14 protein-coding genes are annotated in these 23,941 nt (G+C 46.9%); 9 read left to right on the forward strand and 5 right to left on the reverse strand.

Annotated features, from left to right (window positions below):
* Positions 1–69 precede the first annotated feature (69 nt).
* The 4 genes from FGI41_RS14765 (at position 70) to FGI41_RS14780 (ending at position 7,189) form a co-directional block, all read left to right on the forward strand.
* Positions 70–792, forward strand: coding sequence for a WecB/TagA/CpsF family glycosyltransferase (locus FGI41_RS14765; protein WP_139491116.1), 723 nt, complete (start codon positions 70–72; stop codon positions 790–792).
* Between the two features lie 33 nt (positions 793–825).
* On the forward strand, positions 826–1,923 hold the full coding sequence (locus FGI41_RS14770; RefSeq protein WP_139491117.1) for a glycosyltransferase family 4 protein: 1,098 nt from the start codon (positions 826–828) through the stop codon (positions 1,921–1,923).
* Between the two features lie 175 nt (positions 1,924–2,098).
* The gene (locus FGI41_RS14775; protein ID WP_139491118.1) at positions 2,099–6,208 is read left to right on the forward strand and encodes an S-layer homology domain-containing protein; all 4,110 of its coding nucleotides are present in this window, start codon (positions 2,099–2,101) and stop codon (positions 6,206–6,208) included.
* 96 nt (positions 6,209–6,304) lie between these two features.
* Positions 6,305–7,189: a hypothetical protein gene (locus FGI41_RS14780; RefSeq protein ID WP_139491119.1), complete on the forward strand. Its 885-nt coding sequence runs from the start codon at positions 6,305–6,307 to the stop codon at positions 7,187–7,189.
* A 52-nt stretch (positions 7,190–7,241) separates the two neighbouring features.
* Here the strand turns inward: FGI41_RS14780 and FGI41_RS14785 are convergent, their stop codons facing one another.
* Positions 7,242–7,901 carry a YigZ family protein gene (locus FGI41_RS14785; RefSeq protein ID WP_139491120.1) on the reverse strand — a complete coding sequence of 220 codons (660 nt, stop codon included), beginning with the start codon at positions 7,899–7,901 and terminating at the stop codon, positions 7,242–7,244.
* A 283-nt stretch (positions 7,902–8,184) separates the two neighbouring features.
* Between FGI41_RS14785 and FGI41_RS14790 the strand changes: the two genes are divergently transcribed.
* The 5 genes from FGI41_RS14790 (at position 8,185) to FGI41_RS14810 (ending at position 19,040) form a co-directional block, all read left to right on the forward strand.
* On the forward strand, positions 8,185–9,336 hold the full coding sequence (locus FGI41_RS14790; protein ID WP_139491121.1) for a TolC family protein: 1,152 nt from the start codon (positions 8,185–8,187) through the stop codon (positions 9,334–9,336).
* Positions 9,337–9,931: 595 nt separating this feature from the next.
* Complete coding sequence (locus tag FGI41_RS14795) at positions 9,932–13,102, forward strand: S-layer homology domain-containing protein (RefSeq protein WP_139491122.1); 3,171 nt, start codon at positions 9,932–9,934, stop codon at positions 13,100–13,102.
* Between the two features lie 162 nt (positions 13,103–13,264).
* Positions 13,265–15,793, forward strand: a complete 2,529-nt coding sequence (locus FGI41_RS14800) for an Ig-like domain-containing protein (RefSeq protein WP_139491123.1) — start codon at positions 13,265–13,267, stop codon at positions 15,791–15,793.
* Positions 15,794–15,956: 163 nt separating this feature from the next.
* A complete protein-coding gene (locus FGI41_RS14805; protein ID WP_139491124.1) occupies positions 15,957–16,640 on the forward strand; it encodes a tetratricopeptide repeat protein in 684 nt (227 codons plus the stop codon).
* A 51-nt stretch (positions 16,641–16,691) separates the two neighbouring features.
* Complete coding sequence (locus FGI41_RS14810) at positions 16,692–19,040, forward strand: O-antigen ligase family protein (protein WP_139491125.1); 2,349 nt, start codon at positions 16,692–16,694, stop codon at positions 19,038–19,040.
* A 114-nt stretch (positions 19,041–19,154) separates the two neighbouring features.
* Here FGI41_RS14810 and galE read toward each other — a convergent pair whose 3' ends face one another.
* Genes galE through FGI41_RS14830 form a run of 4 tightly spaced genes read right to left on the reverse strand, consistent with a single transcriptional unit; the run spans position 19,155 to position 23,893 of the window.
* Positions 19,155–20,144, reverse strand: coding sequence for a UDP-glucose 4-epimerase GalE (gene galE, locus FGI41_RS14815; RefSeq protein WP_139491126.1), 990 nt, complete (start codon positions 20,142–20,144; stop codon positions 19,155–19,157).
* Between the two features lie 7 nt (positions 20,145–20,151).
* Positions 20,152–21,063, reverse strand: a complete 912-nt coding sequence (gene galU, locus FGI41_RS14820) for a UTP--glucose-1-phosphate uridylyltransferase GalU (protein WP_139491127.1) — start codon at positions 21,061–21,063, stop codon at positions 20,152–20,154.
* Positions 21,064–21,072: 9 nt separating this feature from the next.
* Complete coding sequence (locus FGI41_RS14825) at positions 21,073–22,152, reverse strand: glycosyltransferase (RefSeq protein ID WP_139491128.1); 1,080 nt, start codon at positions 22,150–22,152, stop codon at positions 21,073–21,075.
* Between the two features lie 19 nt (positions 22,153–22,171).
* The gene (locus FGI41_RS14830; protein ID WP_139491129.1) at positions 22,172–23,893 is read right to left on the reverse strand and encodes a glycosyltransferase family 2 protein; all 1,722 of its coding nucleotides are present in this window, start codon (positions 23,891–23,893) and stop codon (positions 22,172–22,174) included.
* Positions 23,894–23,941 lie beyond the last annotated feature (48 nt).

The following is a 23,941-nucleotide window of genomic DNA, read 5'->3' on the forward strand; positions in this document are numbered from 1 at the left end:
GTCACGGTGCAACATTTCACGAGACAATCACGTCTACATCTGTAGATCAAGTGGAGGCCATCATCTATTATGAAAGTGGCAAGAATCCTTGGAGTGCCTTTTCAGACAAAAGGCCGCCAAGACACCATCACAGAGCTTACCTCACGTGTACAGCAAGAGGAGCGTACCCATGTCGTCACCGCTAACCCGGAGATCGTCATGGCAGCGAATGAAAATCCAGATCTGGCAAGCATCTTTGACCAAGCCTATATTGTCCCCGACGGTATCGGAATCGTCTACGCAGCCAAATGGACCAATCTTCCTATCTATGAGAGGGTCACTGGCATCGAACTGTTAGAAGGACTGATGGAGCAAGCCAACCAGCACGGCTGGCGGGTCTATCTGTTCGGCGCTGGCCCTGAGATTAACCAATTGGCCGCCGAAAACCTTGCCAAGCGTTATCCTAAGGCACAGATAGTCGGTCGACGTGACGGTTATTTCGGTCCGGCAGACGAAATCGGTATTGCACAAGAAATTGCAGCAGCTAGACCTCATCTCTTATTCGTTGCATTAGGTGCTCCTAAGCAGGATATGTGGATTGCGAAGTACTGGGATCAGCTTCAGGTTCCGCTCGCCATGGGGGTAGGCGGAAGCTTTGACGTCATCTCAGGCAAAGTAAAGCGAGCTCCGGTGATTTGGCAGAAACTTCACCTAGAATGGCTCTACCGCCTGCTTAAACAGCCATCTCGTTGGAAGCGACAATTGTCCATACCCCGATTCATCGTTTCAGTATGGTTAGATAGACGAAAATAAAGATTCGCAATCGTATTAGAGAGGGGAAACAAAATGTCTAGTTATGTCTTCGGACTTCTGACGGCACTGGTCATCGCGTGGATCGCGACACCGTTCGTAAAGAAACTAGCTGAAAAAGTAGGCGCTGTTGACGCTCCCAACCAGAGAAAAGTACACACAAGAATTATGCCACGCATGGGTGGCTTGGCCATCTATATCGGCTTTTTGGTATCTTACTTCTTATTCGTGCAACCAATCGAAGAAACACGCGGTATCCTGATCGGCAGCACGATTATTCTCCTCACAGGGATGCTGGATGACAAATATCAGCTCTCCCCCAAATGGAAACTTCTCGGACAGTTGATCGGTACTGCCATCGTAGTCATTCCTTATGGTGTCCAGATTGGCGTCGTCAATCTGCCATTCGGTGGTGAGCTTGATTTCACCAGCGGCTGGCTTGCGCTTCTGGCTATTCCTATCACGATGTTCTGGATCGTGGGTGTAACCAATGCGATTAACCTGATCGACGGTCTGGATGGGTTGTCCGCTGGCGTATCCGCAATCGCTACCGCTACGATGGCTGTCATGGCTCTGATCATGAAGGATACTGTTGTTGCGATGTATTGCTTTGTCCTGCTCGGTGCAATCATCGGGTTCTTGTACTTCAACTTCCATCCAGCCCGTATTTTCATGGGCGACACGGGTGCTCTCTTCCTCGGATTTAATCTGGCTGCTTTATCGATCATGGGTTTTAAGGAAGCCGTATTCGTTTCCTTTATCATTCCGATTGTCGTGCTTGGTGTACCCCTGTGGGATACCTTCTTCGCCATCGTACGCCGCATCGTTAACCGCAAGCCGATTTCCAGTGCGGATAAAGGCCACCTGCACCACTGTCTGCTCAACATGGGTCTGTCCCACCGCGCAACCGTAGTGACCATCTACGGCATCAGCATCTTCTTCGGGGCATCCGCAATTCTGTTGACGCAAGCCAAAGCAGCCTTGTGGATTTCGATCATTATTATGAGTATCTTATTATTTGCGATTCACATGGCGACCGAAGCGGTTGGACTGGTAGGCCGAAAACACCGCCCGATCATCAACACCTACCGCCGACTCAAAATCAAGTACAACGCGACTCGCAGAAGCCATTAATAGAGAGGAACCACCGCACATTTCGGGTGGTTCTTTTTTTGAAAAAATTGATTTAAACTTTAATGTTTTCAACTTTTTTGCCGATAAAGAAAAAGAGAAGAGAAGTAAATCCGCACAGACGGATTTGCCAATAAGTAGGTATGATGTGGGAATTTAAGCTTAGGAGGGGAAAAATTTGCTTAAGAGGATTACGAGTGTTTTCTTGATCTTCGCGCTTGTGCTGACGCTAATTCCGTATTACCCGTCACCAGCAGAAGCGGCATGGGGAGATAACAACAAGAATCAGTCCAATTTTATCTTTCCGGATTACTACTCAAATGTGAAGGTTAACTACAAGTATGTATCGTTTCAAGGTAACCTGATCAACGTATCTCCGACCGGAATTACCTATACGGTAGCGAACAAATCTGCGGGGGTCACTACACAGAAGTCTTCCCGTGGTATTACTGTATCGGAAGACGGAACACGTATCACGATAGCCAACGTTGAATTGTTTGACGGTGAGAATACGATCACGTTTTATGGAAAACAAGGTAATGCTGACGTAATCAACACATACGAGATAACGTACATCAGCACTCCTCTTCTCTACAATCTGCAATTCACCGGTGGTGGTAAGAAGCTGCCAATCAACTCTTCTGCCGAAACCTTCATTACGAATGAAACGTCTCAAGGTGACGGAGTATTCACAATCGAAGGTAATGCACCAAACGTTACACAAGTAATCATCCGCAACGGAGAAGACTCCAGCTCTGGTATGGTTACCCAAGACTCCGAAGCTTACTTTATCGTAGGTAACATCAAACTTAACAAGGGTAAGAACACACTTATCTTCTATCTCAAGAACAACAACCAAACCATCGAGGTAAAGCGTGATATTATCTACTTCGACGGTACAGGGACATTCTACAATGTCAAAATGAAATATGACGCTGATGGTAACGGTGCGATTGCAGTTGACGAGGAACATGACCTGAGCACGGACCCTGCACTGATTAGAGATTCACTCGGAGCAGGTGCTGATGGGGCCAGACAAACCCGCAGCTCGTACGAAGGTTACATGATTATCCCGGCTGAACCGCTCAACACCAGCTTTGACCCGAATAACCCATCTGTCGTAGATGTGTTGAAAGTAACATTCGAAGATGAACTGGGGTCACGCGACAGCATTCCAGTCAATGCAGGTAATGTTACGTATTCACTGATTAACAGCACGACTCAATACCATGTATACAAATTTAACTTTAACGGGCTTTCCAGTAACCCTGCACTTCCTGCCAACAACAAGTTCGGCCTGAACAAAAAGGTGAACGTACGCTTCGAAACATACAACCCGGTATTGTCTCAAAGAAGCGGTACGGTTGTACGTGACTCACTCTCAGCGAAAAGTCTCAGCTACAAATTCCTTGATCTCAATGCACCAACCGTATCTAAGGTTGAATACCAGTTGAGTGGTTCTTCCACCTTCAATACACTCATTGACGGAACAATCCTCAATGAAAAACCAGTTACGGTACGCATGACTGTACCGAATGGGGGAAATGGTACTCCTGCGGTCCGTGTAGAATCTGTTAATGATTTTGGTAGTGTGGGTGTTGTGACGATCTCCAGTGTAACCCCAACCATTAACGGTTCAGCGATTGAATACGTGTTTACGATGAACCAACTGCCGTTTGATGGCACACAGACTCTTTCTTTCTTCTACAACAAAACAACGTATCCAGACGCAAATTTGAAAGTTAGAATTAATGCAGCAGCGGGCCCGATTCTCAAGTTTAACAAACTGACTGACGGCTTAATCTTCAAATACGACCCGACCCTGTCTAACACGTCCGAAGGCTATGCGATTCGTGACAACGGGGAAAAATACCTGATCAAAGACATCCTCGATTCTTTTAAAGGGAAAATCGAGAATGTGAACATCGTGGCTTCTGATTACACAACGGCAGATCCGGTAACAAAGAGAAAGCCAGTTACACTCACTGTGAATAACACAGAAGTAAAACTGATGCACAACGTTGCTCAGTACGCGACTGATTTCCGTAACTTCACCGTTGATGGCTCCCAATCCAACAGAGTTCTTTCTGACATGTTCCATGACGGTCAGAATACGGTGGTTTTCCGTTTCGAGAAAGATAATATCGTATACGAGAAAAAGATGATTGTCACTCTTTACTCCAACGCACTTCCAGAGATTCCAGTTGCCAATACAGAAGGCGTCTATCCGTTCAATACCGTACAGGTAAAGCCTGACCCTAAATTCGTGGGTTCCAATGGTGTGTATACCACTAAAGAAACCACGATGAAGGTGGCCGGTACATTTGACTTCATCGACCTTGGGGATGATGACGATGATGTGAAAGATACGATTCACAGTCTTTATACCGCCAACCAGAACAAGTACCTGTTTGTGATTGAAGGTCCAGATGGCTTCACGAAAACGTGGGATCTCTCCCGCAATACGTTGATGAAGGATTCCGGTACTCCATATCCGGTTACGGCAGGTGACCCTGCTAAGACTGACGTCACTGGCTTGACCGTAACTTATGACATCGAGAAAAAATACTTCTCCTTCGTATTGGGAGAGCAGGCAGTTCCAGCAGACGGAAGTAAAGCGGTTTACCTGTTCCACGTATACAACAATGGTACGAATGGTGGTTCCAAAGCTACTTTCCGTCTTGAAGTAAGTGCTCCAGGTCTTACCTACAAAGTTCTTCGTCCAATCAAAACCGGTCTGCAAAGCACGATCAACCAAAACTACATTGAGTTCGTTTTGGAGACGAAAAATGCAGACAGCGTAGTGGTGAATAAGCTGAATGCATCGAAAGTCAGCTTTGACGATGATCTCGATGGTGATATCGACACAACTGATGCTTACCGTGTGGTGATCTCAGATCTGAAGCCTGGTAAGTCCAACCGAATTACATTCACGATCAAACAAGGCACCAACACCGTAACCGACTTTATCGACGTATTCTACGCTCCATCCACCATTCCAGGTGCTCAGTTCATGGCAGCGATGAAAAACGGCGGTAAAGTATTCGAGAATAAACTCGTGTTGACCTTCCCGAAAGACACCTACCTGATCCGCAGTGACTATAACGTTCCACAAAACCTCAAAGGTCAGGTATTTAAAGAACACAACATTTTGTACGCAATCGCAAACAGTGAAGACGGCGTAGTAGACCGCTTCGACTATCTGGATTCAAGACCGAAGAACTTTGACGATACGATCTCGGATCTTGGCCGTCAGTTCAAAAACTCGTTTGACACTCACTTCATCAAGGCATCACAAGTGTACTGGATGGATGCAGGTATGGCCGATGACCCAAGCAGTATATCTCCGCAGTATGACCCATACACTTTCGGGATGCTGCCGATCATGCCAATGCCTAATCCAAGCACGATGAATCCGAAGCTCTACAATTTCAACAACGTACCAAGCGATCGTGTCCTTGTTCCAAACAAACGCGGTACCCTTGAGCTCGCCTATGATCCAAACATCGTACCAAGCGCAGCGAACCAATTGACCGTTATGCGTTATGATCCGAAGAAGTACTACTGGGAGAATCTCGGTGGTGTCGTTAACACCTCCAAGAAAACCATTAAAGTACCATTCGACAAGTTCGGTTACTATGTAGTGGCGAAGCTGAATGACTCCTTCCGCGATGTAATTCAGCATCCATATGCACGTAACCACATTGAAGCGATGTTCTCCAAAGGGGTTATCCTCTCCCGCAGTGCGATCGACTTCAGCCCGGATACAGAAACCACTCGTGGTGAATTCGCGGCCATGGTCGTACGCGCTCTGCAACTCCCGCTTCTTGATAACATCCGTGGCTCCAGCTTCGACGACGTACCAACTGATTACACCTCGACTTCTCTGTACGACTACCGTCACATTGAGACAGCGGCACGACTCGGTATCGTACGTGGTACAGATCCACGTATCTTCAATCCGCAAGGCCGTATCACCCGTCAAGAAGCAGCTGTTATCTTGGCACGCGCTCTTAAGCTCAAAACAGACACCGTACAATCGAAGATCGATAAAGACTTGCAAAAGCTCTTCAGAGACTACAACCTGATCGATAACTACGCGAAGCCGTCTGTATTGGCGATCGCGAAGCAAAAACTGATCGTGGGTTCTCCAATCGACCCAACTGATCCAAAGACCGGTTATGTCTTTGAACCGCAAGCCAACATCCTTCGCGGTGACGCTGCCATCCTCTTGGCACGCGTAATGGAAGCTCAAAAAACAATCCAGAAGATCCACGCCATTAAGTAGCACACACCTTAGAAAAGCCTTCTTTTGGGGAACTTCCAAAAGAAGGCTTTTTCCAATAAGGAAATATGATAAAATGATTGAAGGGGAGGGAACAGGATGAAAAAACGAACCATTCTGACGTCGTTAGCATTCCTCTTGCTGAGCGGTATCGGTACAGCATGGGCCGCATCAGTAAGTCCATATGGTCAATTTGGTACATACGATAAAGTCGCACTCACCATGGACCGTGCACAAGTACCGGATAAGGGTGTCATCATTGAGGGCAACCTCTATATTCCGGCTGAATCACTTCGCAAAATTGATAAACTGGCTTATGTTGTTGATAATCAGAGCTACCAGGCACACGTTTTCCTGGGTGGAAACAGTGCAGAAGTGAATAATTTGTATAACAAACTGGGTTCTTCCTACCAGACCAAGTCCAAAAGCCAAATCGCTTCTGAGATCATGGGAAACATCGCGTACGATACGCGAGGGTACCACTCTGGTATGATGCGTCAGGACATCCTCAACATCGCTTCTTTGGCCAAAGCCCTGTATAACACTTCTGAACAGATGGAAGCAGCCATTCAGCTGAAGCTTTCTGTGAACACCACACCGAACACGGCCCTTATAGAACAAGGTGTGGCCTACCGCAGTATTCCGCTTGAACTGTTAGAAGAGCGCATGGAAGTACTGGCTGAATCTTTGGGGGATAACCTGTCCTCCCGAGATGAACGCGACATGGAAGATGTCATCGATTACATTGAAGATGCACTTGAGAATAAGCAAAAATCCTTACGTGCCTTCAATGACTGGATCGAATCCTCTGACGAAGACGATCTTGAAGACATCCGTGACTACGAGGAAGATGTCAAAGACGATCTCGCAGACGCGATCCAAATCCTGATTGGTGAAGATATTCAACGCCCAGGTGTTAAGATTGATGATGACCATCTGCAGGCTGCTGTAGATGAGTGGATCAGAAAAAAAGCAACGAAATAAAGGCAACGCAAAAAGCCTCCAGAGCACATAAAACTGCTCCAGAGGCTTTTTCTTATTCTTCTTCATCCGCTTCCACTGCTTCAATCGGAACCTCGATGTATTCTTTCTCCCCAAGGACGATCTCAGCCTGTCCATTGGTCAGATCCGTCATCTGGGCAGAGAATGCATCTTCATCACCATTGGGGACCTGTACGGTAACCGATACCTTATCCGTATATTCTATAGAAGAAACTCGGTGATTCCCCAGGCGCAATTCGTTTTCTACCTTGCCCCACCAATGATAATCGATGGTGATGGTGACCGCCTGATGCAGGATATGGGCTACGATCCCTGCAGCTTTAAGTCCGGTTACGGTACCGGCTGTATAAGCACGCACCAATCCCCCGGCACCAAGCTTAATTCCGCCAAAATAACGGGTGACGACCACAACCGTATCCTTCAGCCCGTTTTTCTTGATGCATTCCAAAATCGGTTTCCCGGCTGTACCACTGGGTTCACCATCATCACTGGAGCGCTGAATCTGATCATTTTCGCCAATGACAAAAGCAGAACAGTTATGGGTAGCATCCCAGTGCTTTTTCTTGATCATCTGAATGAATTGAACGGCTTCTTCTTCCGTGGTAGCCCGCTGCGCATAGCCGATAAAGCGGGATCGCTCAATGACGATCTCATCCTCCCCGTAGCCGGCAACCGTCTTATATTGATCCAACATCAGTTTCTCACCTCATATAGAAGGATAGCCACTTTTTTGCCTAGATGCAACGAATTTGAAATCTTTTCCGCACTTGATCCGTATTAGTAGAGAAACCTTTTCATGCTCTGCACAGTCATATTTAGTGGAGGGAGGAGATATGTATATAGGGTGCGCATTCGTGGACGGGATATTTTTGTGAAATTCGTAACAATTGACATTCGTCTGACATCTTTGTGTTATATTGTGGAAGAGATGTTCCGATATAAATATTAGAACTTGTACGAAAAGGAGTTGTATCATAATGAATTTTCCTTATTCGAAGAAATCATGGGTAGCTGTAACTCTGGCCGCCTTGATGGTGACCCCAGGAGCTTCTGCTTGGGCAGCGGAAACAACGACACCAGCGACAACGAGCACCACTTCCGCTACGCAAGCAGGAGCAACAGCTGCCGCTGAAGAGCTGACAATCGACAAAGCAATCGAAGTCGCACTCAAAAACAACGTGACACTGAAAAACTTGCGGATTGATGTGGATACCTCAAGCATCAACGTACGTCTGGTCCACGATCAGGTGCGCGAGCTTCCATCTGAGTTCATCACTTCTTTAAGTGCTGCCCAGCAAAAATACGTACAAAGTGCGAAGGTAGACCTCGTCAAGAAGGTAAATGACCTTTCACTGAAATCTGCGGAGAGCCAAATCAAGCTGGGTGCTGAAAAAGCGTTTTATGACTATATCAACGCACGAGCAGACCTGGAACTGAAAAAGCAAAGCCTCAAGCGCGCAGAAACCAACCTGAAGATTGCAGAAGCAGCCTTCAAAGTGGGAACCCGCGCGAAAACAGATGTGCTCACGGCACAAGCGGGTGTAGCAGGTGCACAGGCATCCTTAGCAGCAGCAGAAAGCACAGCGGAGATTAAACTCCTGGAACTCAACAAGTTTATCGGTGCAGAACTGACGAAGAAATGGACACTGATGAACAAGACACATACAGAAAATGTGGCTCTTAAAGTAGAAGACGCGATTGCAGAAGCCCTGAAGAACCGCGTTGAGATTCTGTCCAAGGCAGAAGAATTGAAGATCGCGCAACTGGACATTGAGCTGATCAAGAAATACTCCGCTCTCTCCACCTATCCGGGTCAATTGAAACAAAACGACCTTGAAAAGGCCCAAATCGCAATCGAGCAGACCAAGAACGACATTACCGTAGAAGTGCTGCAAGCCTATCACAACCTCAATTCTGTGAAAAGCCAGATCGAAGCATTGAAAAAAGGCAAAGAGGCGGCAGCAGAAAGCTTCCGTCTGACCAAACTGCGCTTTGAGAATGGTCTCGCTACTTCTATTGAAGTAATCGGTGCAGAAGAGGAGCTCTCCAAGTCAGAGAACAGCCTCCAGACCGCCATTCACAACTACAACCTCGCCCTGATCAATTACGAGAACGCTACAGGCAAATAGGCATTTTTCAGAGAAAGGGGAGCACTGGCACTGTTACCAATCATATAGCAGTGACTTTATCCCTAGGACTCTCTATAATACAAATTGTGAGGCGGACATGAGAGCCTCTGAAACACAAGAAACACACGAACGAAACGAAAAACAAGATGCTAGACTTGTCCGTTTTGAGCTTGCCTCAGATTGGACACGATGGAAAAAGGTTAGCGATGACTTCGCCGACAACCTCCACTATAATAACAAGTGTGAGGCGGGCGAGTGAGTCACACAGCCAAGTAAAATCAAGCCTCAGAAAAAAACTTTAAAATTTTTCGCCAGGCACCGCAACTTTTGGTCAGACGAAGCGTTTAATAGAGTGTCACAGTGATTACGGAGAAATTCCTTAAAAAGGATTCACGAACTCTAGCAACTATGTTACACTAGTAACTGTTGCATTTTAAAACAAGGCAAGATTAATAAAAAATCAGCTTGTTTAGATGCGTATCCTGCGAAGGGAGGTGAAACGCGCTTGCAGGATTCGGGCTTTAAAAAGAAAGATAAATGTAAATTCCCATCAAAAGATAATTCTTTTTACACTAGAGGAGGAGAACCTAAGGTTATGAAAAAGGTTGTTAATAGCGTACTCGCAAGTGCATTAGCATTGTCTGTAGCTCCTATGGTTGTTGGCGCTGAAGAAACTGCAGCTCCAAAAATGGATGCAAATCTCGAGAAAGTTGTAAAGCGCCTTGAAGCACTTGGTCTTGTTCAAGGTTATGGCAACGGTGAATACGGCGTTGACCGTCAAATCACTCGCGCTGAGTTCGCAACTCTCGTTGTTCGCGCTCGCGGTCTTGAGTCCGGTGCGAAACTGGCTCAATTCAACAAATACTTCAAAGACGTTAACTCTTCTGACTGGTTCGCAGGTTACGTAAACGTAGCTAACGGCCAAGAAATCATCAAGGGTTATGAAGATAAAACTTTCAAAGCTGGCAACAACGTAACTTACGCTGAAGCTGTAGCAATGCTCGTTCGTGCACTCGGTTATGAGCCATCCGTAAAAGGTACTTGGCCAAATAACTACATCGCGAAAGCTTCTGAACTCGGTATTTCCAAAAACGTAAATATCGATGCTAACAAAGCTGCTACTCGTGGTGACATCTTCAAAATGCTCGACAACTCTCTGACTGTCGACATCATGAAACAAACTTCTTTCGGTTCTAACAACGACTACCGTGCAGTTGAAAACGTAACTCTCCTGTCCGAATACCTCGACGTTGAAGTATACGACATGGAATGGGCACGCACTGACGATAACGAACCAGGCGATCTGCCATTCGTATCTAACGTACCTGTAACTGGTCTTGGTACCCTCAAAGGTAACGAAGTTGAGTTCTCTGCTCCTTCTAACTCCATCAAAGGTGCTAAATACAAAGTTGCTGACGGTATCAACCCTAACGACTTCGCTGGTCAACACGTTCAAGTTTGGGTTAAAGAAGGCCGTGAAAACGTAGTAGTATGGATGGAAGGCTCTGAAGATGAGTCCGTAATTAAAGACACCATCTCTGACTTCTACTACAACGGTAAAGTTGTTGATGAAGAAGCAGACATTAAAGACATCAACAAACTCGAACTCAGCAAACTCGAACTCGAAGTTGGCGAAGGTAAAAAGTACGATTTCGCAGACGATGCGAAAGTAACTTTCAACTTTGAGCGTTTCAAAAATGCTGAAGATGCACTCCGCGAAGTAATCGCAGTATCTGATGCATTCTCTATCAAAGCTGTTCTGAACGACAGCGGCGAAATCGCGTACCTCTCCGTAGTTGACGATCGCACTGCTGACCAAAGCAGCCGTGATTACAACAAATTCGGTTCTGAAGTAATCGAAAAAGTTGACGAGAAGAAAATCACTACTCTCCAAGGTACTAACTTCGATGTGAAAGACAAAGAAGAAGGTAAAGACTACCTCGTATTCCTCGACGGTAAACCAGCGAAATTGGCTGACCTGAAACCAATGGACGTATACTCTGTATACTACGCTGATGGTAACCGCGACAAATACCTCATCTTTGCTAACCGCACTGTTGTAGAAGGCAAAATCGATGAAGTATATGCTCACAACACTAACGACAACCGCATCAAAATTGGTGATAAAACCTACCGTTTCCGTAAAGCTTCCTTCTCTGAAGATGGCAACGACACTGTAGAAGATATCACACAAGAAGATATCCGTGACCTCGACGGCGTAGAAGTTAAACTCTACCTCGACCCAACTGGCCGCGTTCGTCACATCGAAACTAAATCCGATGTTAACGATCGTACTTTCAAAGCAATCGTAACAAAAGCAGCTGTTTACGATCAATTGGAAGACAAATACTCCTTCAACGTTTACACTGAAAAAGGTGCTAAACAAACTATCAAGCTCGAAAAAGAAGACATTGAGAAATACGTTTACAACACCACCACTAAGAAAGGTGAGTTCGACGAAGTAACTTCTGCTGAAGCACTCTCTCTGCTCACTCCTAAGAAGGACACTCCTGCAGTAGTAGAAGTTTCCCTCGATTCTAAAGGTGAAGTAGACAAAGTTCGCATCTTCAACACCGCTAAAGGTGCTGGCGAAGGCGTTCGTGAAGACGAAGAACTGACTGTTGGCTTCCTCTCCAACGACGATTGGGATAAAGCAGCTGACGAAGACGATCTCGTACTCACTCACAACGGCCAATCCTACACTGTAACTGACGACACCATCGTATTCGATATGACTGGTGAAATCAAAGAAGGCAACCGTCGTGAACTCGAAGACGCTTCTACTGCTAAATTCAAATCCATCGCTGATGACGATGACATCTCCGTTTACTACATCGTAGACGAAGATGATAACGAAGTAGATTATGCATTCGTAACTGCTGGCGATTCCATCTCCGCAGACAAAGCATACGGCCTCGTTAAGAGCGTAAAAACTAAGTCCGATGGCGACACTTATGTAACTTTCGTTGCTAAAGTTGACAACGAAGTGAAAGAAGTTGAGTTCAAAGTTGACGGCGACCTCGACGATGCTGACGATGCTGACCTGAAACGTGCTAACTTCGTTCAATACTCCCTCAATGGTTCTAACGAAGTAGATCCAGAAGACGTAGTAGTAATCGTTGACACTCAAGGTGAAGAGCCAGAATTGACTACTGTTCTCGAAGATGCAGAAGATGCAGAACTCGATTTCGTAACAACTGGTCTGATCACTGATGTTGATGGCCGCACCCTCAAACTCGAAGGTCTTGACAAAGACGGCAAGAAAGTTACTCGCACAGCTGTAACCTCTTCCGCTACTGTATACTTCGATTACACTGAGAAAATCGACGGCGTTGAAGAAGGCGACTACGTAGTACTCGTTGACTCCGATGACGACGGTTCCGCTATCGACTACGTAATGTGGATCACTGATGAGGATGAAGTAGAAGACTACAGCTACGACATGAGCGATTTCCTTGCTCAAGACGATGTAGTAGTAACTCCTCCTCCAACAACTGGTGATGCACCTAAGTACGCTCAATCTTCCGCAACTAAGAAAGACGTACTGATCGCTAACCAATACACTGTAGCTGGTCAATTCGACAACTACACTGATGGTACTGCGAAAATCACTGTTGGTACTAAAACAGCAGACGTAACAATTGAAGAAGACGGTACCTTCACTGTTGATGTACTCGTTAAAAAGACAGAAGTTATTTCTTCTTACAAACTCGTTCTCACCCAAGGTGGTAAAGAGTATACCTTCAACGGTAACTTCCAACAATAATCACTCTTTGGTGAAGATATAATCATCAGCTAACTACTTTAAATGGATCAGAGGGGTTTTGCCCCTCTGGTTCACTAAATATCATACTGATGGTCAAGCATTACCTTATACGACAGCACAGATTAACAAGGCTCTTATAAAATTTTTTTGGAGGGGTAGTACGTGAAAAACAAGAAGCTTCTGCTTTCTGTATTATCAACCGCATTGGTTAGCAGCATGACATCTGCAGCTTTCGCACACCCACAAGCTGGTATCTATATCGGTGGAGAAGTTGCGAAATTTTACTCTCTCGACGCTTACCTGTCTGACGCTAACTTTGACGTAGCACTCGATGAAATGATCGCTGATCCATCCGCTGCACTCTTCGTTGACGAAAACGGTTATGTAGCTAACATCTATGACCTGCTCACAGCTGAAGACGCATACGATGCACTCCACTTCGGTACAACTGAAGACTTCGATGCACTTGGTGCACTCGACGGTTTCACTTCTATCGACGAAGAGGGTAACGAAGGCGACATCTACGATCCAGTAGTTGACGTTGAACTTCCAGGCGTTGACACTATCGAAGTTACTGCTTCCGGCGACAACGAACTGACTGTAGGCGATGCTAACGATTCTTCCCTCGTTCTTTCCGCTGTAGCATACGATGCAGACGGTAACGAAGTAGATGCTGAATTCACTTTCGAAACTTCTAACGCTGCTGTAGCAACTGTAGATGCTAACGGTAAAGTAGAAGCTAAAGCTGAAGGTACAGCTACTATCACTGTTAAATCTGGTGATGTATCTGAGACTTTCGTAGTGAAAGTAAACCCAGCTGCTACTCTTCAAGTAACAGGTGTTTCCGCTCTGAATGCGAAAGAAATTCAAGTGAAATTCAACAAACCTGTTGATGAAACTTCTGGTAGCCTCGCGTTCTCTTACATTGCTGACGCAAGCAGCACACCAGCTGTAGGCTTCAAGTTCGTTGATGCTCAAACAGTTGTAATCACACCAAATCAAGATACAGTATTCTTCGATGGTGAGTATGCACTTACTTTCTCCAACTTTAAAGACCTCGATGGAAAAGTTATGGCTTCTTACTCCACAGTAGTAAAAGTTGCGGACACTGTACGTCCAACTGTAGCTAAAGTTGAGTACAAAAACTGGAAAGAAGCTACTGTAACTTTCTCTGAACCAATCAAATCCCTCGGAACTGTGTCTAGCAGTGACGAATCTAAGGTGTCTTCCCAGACTGCCCTGACTCTTTCCGCTGATCGTAAAACTCTTACCGTAAACCTCACTAATGCGGATGCAAACACAGATTACACCCTTAGCTTTATCGGAGCTGTGGACTATAAAGACAACTTTATTTCTCCAAACCCTGTAACAGTTACCGTTAAAAAGGTTCAAACTGAAACAGTTCCCCCAGCAATCGTAAGTGTTACTCCTGTAAACGATAAGAGCTTCAAAGTAACATTTACCGAAAAACTCTCTACAACTCCTGCGATCTCTGTAGAAGGTTTCAATGGTACAGTAGACATTGACGGTACTAACAACCCTGAGTACCTCGTAACACTCGAGAGTGGTATTGAAGGTCTTCAAAAAGTATTAGTTGCTGCTAACTACGAAGACTTCAATGGTAATAAAGGTGGGGCTTACTCTCAACTCGTTACCTTTGCTAAAGATAAAGTAGCTCCAACCGTAGATTCTACCCGTGTAGAAAAAATTGATGGCAAAGAGCACTTGGTAGTAGTGTTCAACGAAAACGTTGATGTTACTAACCTCTCCTCTGAAACAGTAACTGTTAAAGGTAAGCTTGTTTCTAACTACGTTGAAACTGATGTAGAATTTGCTAACCTCGTACCAGTTGCTTATGGTACCGCTAAAAACGCTATCGCGATTAGCCTGAACGGTTTCGCACCTGGCGCTTACACTGTATCCCTTACTGGTACTGTAAATGACCTCAGCCTGAACAACTTCGCTCAGAAAGACGGCGTAACATTTACTCGTACCGCTGATACTGATCTTAGCGAAGGTTCCGTAACTGCTATTGGTTACGACAACCTCAACACTTCCGCTACTGAAGCTGACAACAACGTTATCTATGTATCTTTCGACAAAGTACTTGATGCGGCTTCTGCACTCAATGTTGCTAACTACACAGTAGAAGGTACAAGTGCTGTTCAAAGCGCGATCTTCGTTAAGAACTCTGTAACTACAGACGGTGTACCTGCTTCTATCGTGAAACTTACCTTGAAGCCTGGTACATTCAACCTCTCCGGTGAGCGTCTTGTAACTGTTAAAGATGTAAAAACCGCTACCGGCGTTGTGATCCCTGCTACTACTAAGAAGTTCAACTTCGTAGAAAACGTAGCTCCAACTATTGCTTCTGCAGTAGTTACATCCGCTGACGAAATCACAATCACTTTCAGCGAGTCTATGAATGGCACTTCTATCACTGACTCCGCTGCTGACTTTGGGGTATTCGTTGATGGTCAAGATTGGGCAACTGTAGCTGGTGCTACTTACGGCACAGTAACAGAAATCGCTGGTGCTACTGATAAAGTATACGTACTCAAACTTGGTCGTGCATTGACTGCTGAAGAGTACGCTAAAAACATTCAAATCAAACCAGCAACAACTATTGACGCAACTGATGCTAAGGGTAACAAACTTAGCTTCACTTCCCAAAACGTAACAAGAAACTAAATCTTTATTAAAAAGGGAGTCTGTTTAACAGGCTCTCTTTTTTTATTGCTTTTTTCCATCTTTTATCTATTCTTTATCAAACTAACAGGACATATTCTACATCGATTGTGCTAGAATAATAGTATTTGGGTTGACTATTTATAACGGAGTGGAGGAAAAAGAGATGAAAAAACTATACATCAGATTATTAGTAGTATTGACTATTTGTTCATTTTCTATAATCGGTTGTAGTAATGCCGAGACAGGGACTGCTAATATAAACGGCAATTCAGCTAGCGATACTGTTGAGGAACAGTTTATACAAGCAGTTGCGTTATTGGATCAAGGTAAATTCACTGAAGCAAAGCCAATCTTGGAAAGCTCTATGAAAAAAGACCCTGAGAATGGCCGGTATGATTACTTTTTAGGAAATGGCTATCGTCGTGAAAATGACCTTGAAAATGCTCAGAAACATTATCTGGCTGCTATTGAGAAGTCGCCTGAGATCATTGAGGCCTACAATAATGCGGTAGGGATTTATATGTACAAAGAGGATTTAGATAAGGCTTTTGAATTAGCAGATAAGGGACTTGCTGTGCAAAGTGACTTTTTGGAATTGGTCATGAAAAAGGGACAGATCCTTTACTTGAAGACTAAATATGAGGAAACGATCACAACCCTAACTCCAATTGCTACTAATCCTAATTATTTTGATGCGGAACGAATTATTGGATTGAGCTATCTACAGTTGAAGAAGAAGAAAGAGGCAGTTGAACATTTGAATAATTACTTGAGTCTCGCACCAGATGGTTTAAAGGCAAAAGAAGAGATCAAAGCCTTCTTGCAACAAAACGGTTTAGCGAAGTAAGCGAGAGTGGTTTCGTGAAATAAATGGTGGGTCTCGGTTCGGAGGTAAAACATGAAAGGTTATTCCAGATGGATTGTCTTATGTCTGATTACATTGATCGTTATCGGTTCTTCTTTTGAGCAAGCCTTGTTTTTTGATAAGAGAATGTACTTGTATGAGGTCATGATCAGTGGTTTGTTGCTGGTTGTCGGGATTCTGGCTTGGAGGTTCAAAGAGATAGGCAGACTGATTCCTTATACGGTTGCGGCTTTGATTCCTTTGAGTTTTTTGCTGTCTTTGTTCCAGGCCGAGACATTGGAAGGTGGCCTTAACTATGTGTTCCGCTGGGGTACGTATGTCTGCCTGTTCCTTATCCTCATGTGGATTCGAAGTGGTGAGGATCAGAAGGCTCAGAAGGCTGATGCGGGACGGGTATTGGGAAATGTCTTTCACGCATTTGGATTAATCTTAGGCTTCTTCGCTCTGTTTGGTCTGTGGGGCTGGGTGGAGTATAAGGATATTGTGCTGAATGGCCGACTGACAGGTGTGTTTCAGTATGCGAATACATTTGCCGCGGTGACCTGTGCGTTCTGGATCTTTGGTCTAGTGATGTTGAGTAAGGATGACGGGAAAAACAGACTGTGGATGAATGTGTTCTATGCATTGCCGTTGGTGGCTTATAGTGCTGGTCTGTTCCATTCGTATTCACGCGGTACGATGCTGCTGTTCCCGGTGGCTTGGTTGATTGGTTTGGCACTGCTGAAGGGGAAGAAGCAGGTGCGCTATACATGGTATACCGTGCTTAGTGTAGGGATTGGCTTCTTGGTCTATCAGCAGAATGAATCGATGACCGCACAAGGGGCAACACATCCGTCTCCGGTGTACTCTGTGATTGGGATAATTGGGTTGGTCTTGTTGGTCACGCTGACTCCTTATTTGGTTAAGCTGGTCAGTACTAAAGTGTCTGGATTGAACCGACTGAGTGGCAAGTCCTATACCAGATGGATCTTGCCTGGACTGCTTGTGGTGATGGCTGTTGCGCTGGGTCTTGACCTGAAATATCAGGGCTTGGTGTATCAGAACCTGCCGGAGGCGATGCAGAGCCGTCTTGCTGATATCGACGCGGATACCAACAGTGTGATTGGCCGTACGAATATGTATGATGATGCTCTGAAGATGGTGGGAGATTCGCCGTTGTTAGGATACGGGGGACAAGGTTGGGAGATCGTGTATACGAGATATCAACAACTGCCGTATTTGAGTAATGAAACGCACAGTGTCTATCTGGACTTGCTGATTAGTGGCGGTATCGTGGGATTGGCTGTCTTTGCGGGAGTGATCCTGTTTTATCTGGCACGTATTCTCATGGGGATTCGAAATGAGACAGATGAGAATCAGAAGCTGCTCGCTATCGCTTCGGTTACGGCGCTTGCGATGCTTTTGATGCATGCGGCGATTGACTTTGACTATTCGTTTGGGACTGTTGGATTGATTACCTTCTGGTTGATCGCGATGGCGTTGCCGGTGGCCTCGGTCAAGGCGGGAGCGAACGAGGAGGCGAAGGGCGGTCAGAAGGTGCCGCTCGTAAGACAGGTGCCAGTCGGAAAACAGGTGGCCTTCTACGCCACACTTGCTTTGGTGATCGTGCTGGGCGTGTATGAGACACGATTCTATCTGGCAGAGGAGGCCGTGAGCTCGCTTCAGGGGAAAGTAGCTTTGACCGAAGCAGCGGATAAGCTGGAGCAGGCTGTGGCCTATAATCCGTATTCGACGGCGAATCAGGTTAAGTATGCCGAAGTATTGGCGATGATCTATCAGCGGAAAAAGGATGAAAACGTAAAGCCTGTAGCGATCAAGCAATTGCAGGATTCCGTTGCCTTGGAGCCTACGAATTCGGTTCTGCACTATCTGGTGGCATCGAGTTATATCAAGCTTCAAGAATGGCCGAAAGCCATTGAGTTGTATCAAAAAGCGATTCAATTAGAGCCTTTCAATAACACGTATTATGGTGCGCTGATGCAAGTGTTTTCCGAGGTGGGCATCGAGTATAAAAAGGCTGGTGACCTGAATCAGGCGAAGGCATATGCAGATCAGACGATGGCTTTATACAAGCAGTTCCAAGAGAAGATGGGTCCGTTTGCGGGGCAGGAAATACCGGACCGTCGTCAGCTGGATCTGCCTCAGACGGGCTATATGGCCTTAGGAAAGAGCTTTATGCTAGAGGGGCAGTATGCTGAAGCACAAAAGGTCTTGAGCCTTGTAAACGACCCTCAGTTCGCCCTGGATGCGAAGGCATTATCAGCGGTTCTTCTTGAAAAGACGGGTCGTATGCAGGAAGCCGTGGAGCTGATTAATGCGAATCGTGCAGAGGCGGTTTTCCAAGAGAAGCTGGCTGGCTATCAAACCATATTTCGAAATTAAATCATCATAGCAAAAAGGACTCTCTTCATGAAGAAGGGAGTCCTTTTTTTGATTGGTTACAAATACTGACCGATGAATCCGATCGGGGGAGTCAATCTGATGGGACTTGTTTGTTTAGCTGGAGTAGCCGTTAGGATTGTTCTTATGCCAGTTCCAGGCGGTTTGGATGATCGTGTCGAGGTCACTGTAGCGCGGTTGCCAGTTGAGCTGTTGTTGAATGTCGTCTACTTGGGCTACCAGGCTGTCAGGGTCTCCTTCGCGGCGTGGGGCGTCCACAACAGGAATCGGATGTCCGGTGATGCGTCTGGCGGTCTCGATCACTTCGCGGACAGAATAGCCCTGCCCGGTGCCGACATTGAAAGCCCGGCTTGGATGACCGTCGTTGAGAGCTTGCAGGGCGAGTACGTGGGCTTCAGCCAAGTCGAGGACGTGGATGTAGTCGCGGATACAGGTACCGTCTGGTGTGTTGTAGTCGTTGCCGAACACGTGGATGGCTTCACGCTGCCCCAGTGCGGTCTGTAGTACCAGTGGGATGAGATGGGTCTCAGGCTGATGATCCTCCCCGATCGAATGATCCAGGGAAGCACCTGCAGCATTGAAATAGCGCAAGGCGATCCATTGCAAGCCATATGCTTTTTCCAGCCATTCAAAGGATTGCTCGATCATCCACTTGGACAGGCCATAGGGATTGATGGGAGCTTTCGGTGTCTGCTCGGAGATTGGTACGGTTTCCGGCAGGCCATAGACGGCTGCAGTCGAAGAGAAGACGATTTTTTTGACGCCGTTTTGGATGAGTGCGGAGAGGAACATGCCGGTTTTGGCTGTATTCTCATGGAAGTAGAGATCTGGGCGGGTCATCGATTCACCGACGAGGCTGCGTGCGGCGAAGTGGATGGCTGCATCGATCTGATGTTTTTCAACGATGGTGGTGATCAGTTCCGCATCGCTGATATCGCCTTGGTAAAAGGAATCGGTCAGGACAGCACCGTGGTGGCCGGTAACCAAGTTATCCAATACGACGACGTTATATCCTTTTTCGAGCAAAACCTTTACGGTGTGGCTGCCGATATAGCCTGCTCCGCCTGTGACTAGTATGGTTTTCAATCTACATTCACTCCGAACCGTTTAGAGTTGTTTGAAGAAGAGCTTTTTTGATCGTTTCATCGTTGTGTACGAGGTCGACGAGGTAGCGGGTAAAATCATGCTGCAGGTCTTGACGCATGAGGGCGAATTCGACGGTAGCCTGCAGGAAGCCGAGCTTGTCTCCGACGTCGTAGCGTTTGCCGGAAAATTCGAGGGCGGTCATGCCTTTGACTTTGGCCAGCTCTTTCAATGCGTCCGTCAGCTGGATTTCACCGTTGGCTCCCGGTTGTGTCGTCTCGAGGTAGTCAAAGATCTCTGGTTGCAGGATATAACGGCCCATGACAGCCAGATCGGACGGTGGGTGAGAAGCAGGTTTTTCGACCAGATCGAGAACGTCTGTCCGGTTGGCGATCTGTTGGCCGGGGGAGACGATTCCGTATTTGTTGGTTTCAGATAAAGGAACACGCTGCACGCCGATGACTGATTGTTGCTGTGCTTCATAGACGTCAATGAGTTGTTTCAGACAAGGAACCTCGCTGTGAATGATATCATCGCCGAGCAGAACAGCAAACGGCTCATTACCGATGAATTTGCGGGCACAGTAGACGGCATGGCCCAATCCGAGCGGCTCCTTTTGGCGGATGTAGTGGATATCGACCAGATTGGAGATGCCTTCTACGATCTCTAACAGGCTGCTTTTCTTGTTTTCCATCAGGTTCATCTCTAGTTCAATCGAGCGGTCGAAGTGATCTTCAATAGCTCGTTTGGAACGGCCGGTGACGATGATGATGTCTTCGATTCCAGACTCGATGGCTTCTTCGACGATATATTGGATGGTTGGTTTGTCGACGATGGGGAGCATTTCTTTGGGCTGGGCTTTGGTGGCTGGCAGGAAGCGTGTTCCAAGGCCTGCTGCCGGTATGATAGCCTTTTTAATCATTCAGACACCTCAATTGTTATATATCGTTTGGATCGTTTGGATAAAAGTATCGTAGCTGTAGGTGGTCTGATGTGATTTCAGCGCACCTTGGGACAGAGCCTGTGCCACTTCGGGCTGTCGCAGGACGGTCAGGGCGTGTTGGACAAAATCATTCTCATCATGGGCGAGCAGTCCGTTCTGTCCGGTAATCAGGTCGCGATGAGCGGTGATATCACTTGCGATGATCGGTGCTCCGAGTGCGAATGCTTCAAGGATCGAGAAAGGCAGTCCTTCCCACCTTGAGGTCTGCAAGAAAAGCCCTGCTGTCGCTACATGTGTAAGTACTTCTGGGTGAGGCAGCCAACCGGTAAAAGTGATGTTGGCCCCCGTCTCACGGTCCAGCTGTTCGCATGCGGAGCGCAAAGGCCCGTCTCCGATCCAAACTGCCTCGATCTCAGGCAGGAATTGACGCAGTCGGGCGATTATACGAATAAACAACAGAGGATTCTTCTGTTCGTCGAGCCGTCCAACTGCGACAATCCGGAGGGGGCTACGCTCTTGATGTTGTGGGACGTGAAGGTCTAATGCATTTTCGAGCAAGATATTCTCGCCAAAAGGATTCAGCATACGCGCGAAACGATGCTCACTCTTGGAGCAGGCGATGATGCCGCCGCGTACCTGACTGAGGACCAATTCAGCTGCAAAATAGACAGCGCGCTTGAGGAAGCCTTCACTGTTCATTAAAAAGCTGTAGCCATGCGGGGTGTAATAGACCTTGGGTTTACGTAACAACCATGCAGCCAGACGCCCCAGAAAACCAGCTTTGGAGGAATGCAGATGGATGACATCGGGTTGAAGCTCGCGCAGATACCGATAGAGCTGGCGGATGGTATCCCAATCCTTGGCAGGTGAGATCTGCCGAACCATCGGGAAATGAACCAGACGCACATGAGGAGCGAACAGCTCACTCAGATTATCAGGGGTCACATCACGATGAGAATAGAGAATGGTGTGCGAAAGATCGGAGCCACCTGCATCCTTGGTGAGCTGGAGCAGGTATTTGAGCACACCGCCTCCTGTTGCTTCTACGATATGAACAATATGTTTCACAGCGGCCTCCTCTCTTCACTTAGCTGCCGGACCGGATGAGGGCTTGTAGCATGACGGATTCGATGTGCCGCAGGGAAGGCGCTTCTGACAGGTCCCCGATCCAATAGAGCTGCTCTCGGGGCACACCTTGCTGCTCTAAGCGACACATCAGGTTTTTTCGTGTGCAGAGGAAGACGTCAGTGGGATGTGGAGCAATCACCTGTGAGAAGAAGCTCTCCTCTGTTACCAGCAGGCCGACAGGGGCTGTGGGGTACAGGGTGCGGTCTGGGCAGGCATCATTGGTCAGAATCACATCAGGTGTGAGGGCAGATGCGTCTGTATGAAGCTGGTGACCAAAGGTTTGAAGCGGATTCAGCATAGAAAGTGCGGTTGTATCAGTCTCTGGCTTCCACGGTGTATGGATCTGCAGGGATTTGGTCTGGATCATTTGGATGACCGCCTGCTTGGGGGCTGGATCGAACAGCTTAGCAGCGATCAGGGCAGAGATCGCCCCCGCTAGATTGCTCAGCTCCTCTACATAAAAGGCACGGATATGCAAGCGGCGCAGGAGCAGATAGGCATCATGGTCGGTTGCCAGATAGACCACAGCCTCGTCAGGAACGATCTCATACAGGCTAGGATGATCATGGTCAACCAGTACAATCGTAAGCCGTGGTGTCACAGGAGGAATCCCATGGTGTCTGCCAAAGTCAGTCACTACGATGGAGTCTTCAGTAACAGGCTGGCCGCTAGTGGTTTGGCACCAGGTCGTAAGCTCATCTTTTAGGACATCGTAGTGTATGGTAAAGGCAGGCTCAAGGATCACCTGTTGCTTTTTCAAAAACTGTCCGCGTAGATCGACCCGCTGCAGTAGGTTTTTCGCCTTCTCCGCGATCCGTAGCTCTCTTGCTTTGGCAGAAAGAGAGTCATCATGGACACGATATTCATAGAGATGGGAGGGAAGTGGGAAATGGAGCAAGGGGAAAAAAGTAAAGCCTCTCGCCCAGTAGTCGTAATCCTCTACCCCGATAGAATCATCGTAGCTGCCAATCGTGGTCATGAGCCGGCGATACATAAAGGAAGGACCGATAAAATTATCATGGACACGGGTAAGCGGTGCGGGATCCTCTGGTAACAGAATCACACTTGTATCCGCATCATACTGGTTGTGTACACGAAAGGATGAATCTCTCAGGCGCTGACCTGTTGAGTCAATAATCGCGTAATCGGCGTAAATCAAGCTGCTTGTCGGCGAATCGAGCAGGCCGCTTACCAGTTCTTCAATGTTGCTCTCTCCCATGATGTTGTCAGCCGATGTCCATGTGAGAAACTCCCCTTGGGCAAAGCGAAATCCTGTATTGAGCCCAATCGGCAAGCCGCCATGCTCCTGTCGAACGTAACGAACCCGCGGATCAGTGAGATAGGGACGAATGCCATCCAGCAGAATCCGGTCAGAGCCGTCATCCACAATGACCAGCTCCAGATGTGGATAGGTCTGCCTCAACACACTTTCGATGGCGCCTGGAAGAAACTCATCATGGTTATAGACAGGCAGGATAACACTTACCAGTGGACGATATCCGGTTACTCGCTTGATCTCGGTACGGTGGACGACGGTGCGTTGCTGTACAGAATGCTTGATCACACCTTTTAACAGCTTCTTCGCCTGTTCTTTGACCGGATAAGGAAGCGAAGCAAAAAGCTGACGGACTGTCCGATTGGCAGAAAGCGAGGAAAGCATACGTTTGACTGTCGATTTCAAAAGCCCCAAACCTTTCCGCTGTATATAAATAGGGAGAAGGGCTGATCC

Source organism: Brevibacillus dissolubilis, from assembly GCF_006170445.1.
Lineage (GTDB): Bacteria > Bacillota > Bacilli > Brevibacillales > Brevibacillaceae > Brevibacillus_B > Brevibacillus_B dissolubilis.

Bases quoted from the DNA above. Each gene is read 5' to 3' on its own strand.
- FGI41_RS14765 (WP_139491116.1), top strand. From the start codon at position 70: ATGAAAGTGGCAAGAATCCTTGGAGTGCCTTTTCAGACAAAAGGCCGC.
- FGI41_RS14770 (WP_139491117.1), top strand. From the start codon at position 826: ATGTCTAGTTATGTCTTCGGACTTCTGACGGCACTGGTCATCGCGTGG.
- FGI41_RS14780 (WP_139491119.1), top strand. From the start codon at position 6,305: ATGAAAAAACGAACCATTCTGACGTCGTTAGCATTCCTCTTGCTGAGC.
- FGI41_RS14785 (WP_139491120.1), bottom strand. From the start codon at position 7,901: ATGTTGGATCAATATAAGACGGTTGCCGGCTACGGGGAGGATGAGATC.
- FGI41_RS14790 (WP_139491121.1), top strand. From the start codon at position 8,185: ATGAATTTTCCTTATTCGAAGAAATCATGGGTAGCTGTAACTCTGGCC.
- FGI41_RS14795 (WP_139491122.1), top strand. From the start codon at position 9,932: ATGAAAAAGGTTGTTAATAGCGTACTCGCAAGTGCATTAGCATTGTCT.
- FGI41_RS14805 (WP_139491124.1), top strand. From the start codon at position 15,957: ATGAAAAAACTATACATCAGATTATTAGTAGTATTGACTATTTGTTCA.
- FGI41_RS14810 (WP_139491125.1), top strand. From the start codon at position 16,692: ATGAAAGGTTATTCCAGATGGATTGTCTTATGTCTGATTACATTGATC.
- galU (WP_139491127.1), bottom strand. From the start codon at position 21,063: ATGATTAAAAAGGCTATCATACCGGCAGCAGGCCTTGGAACACGCTTC.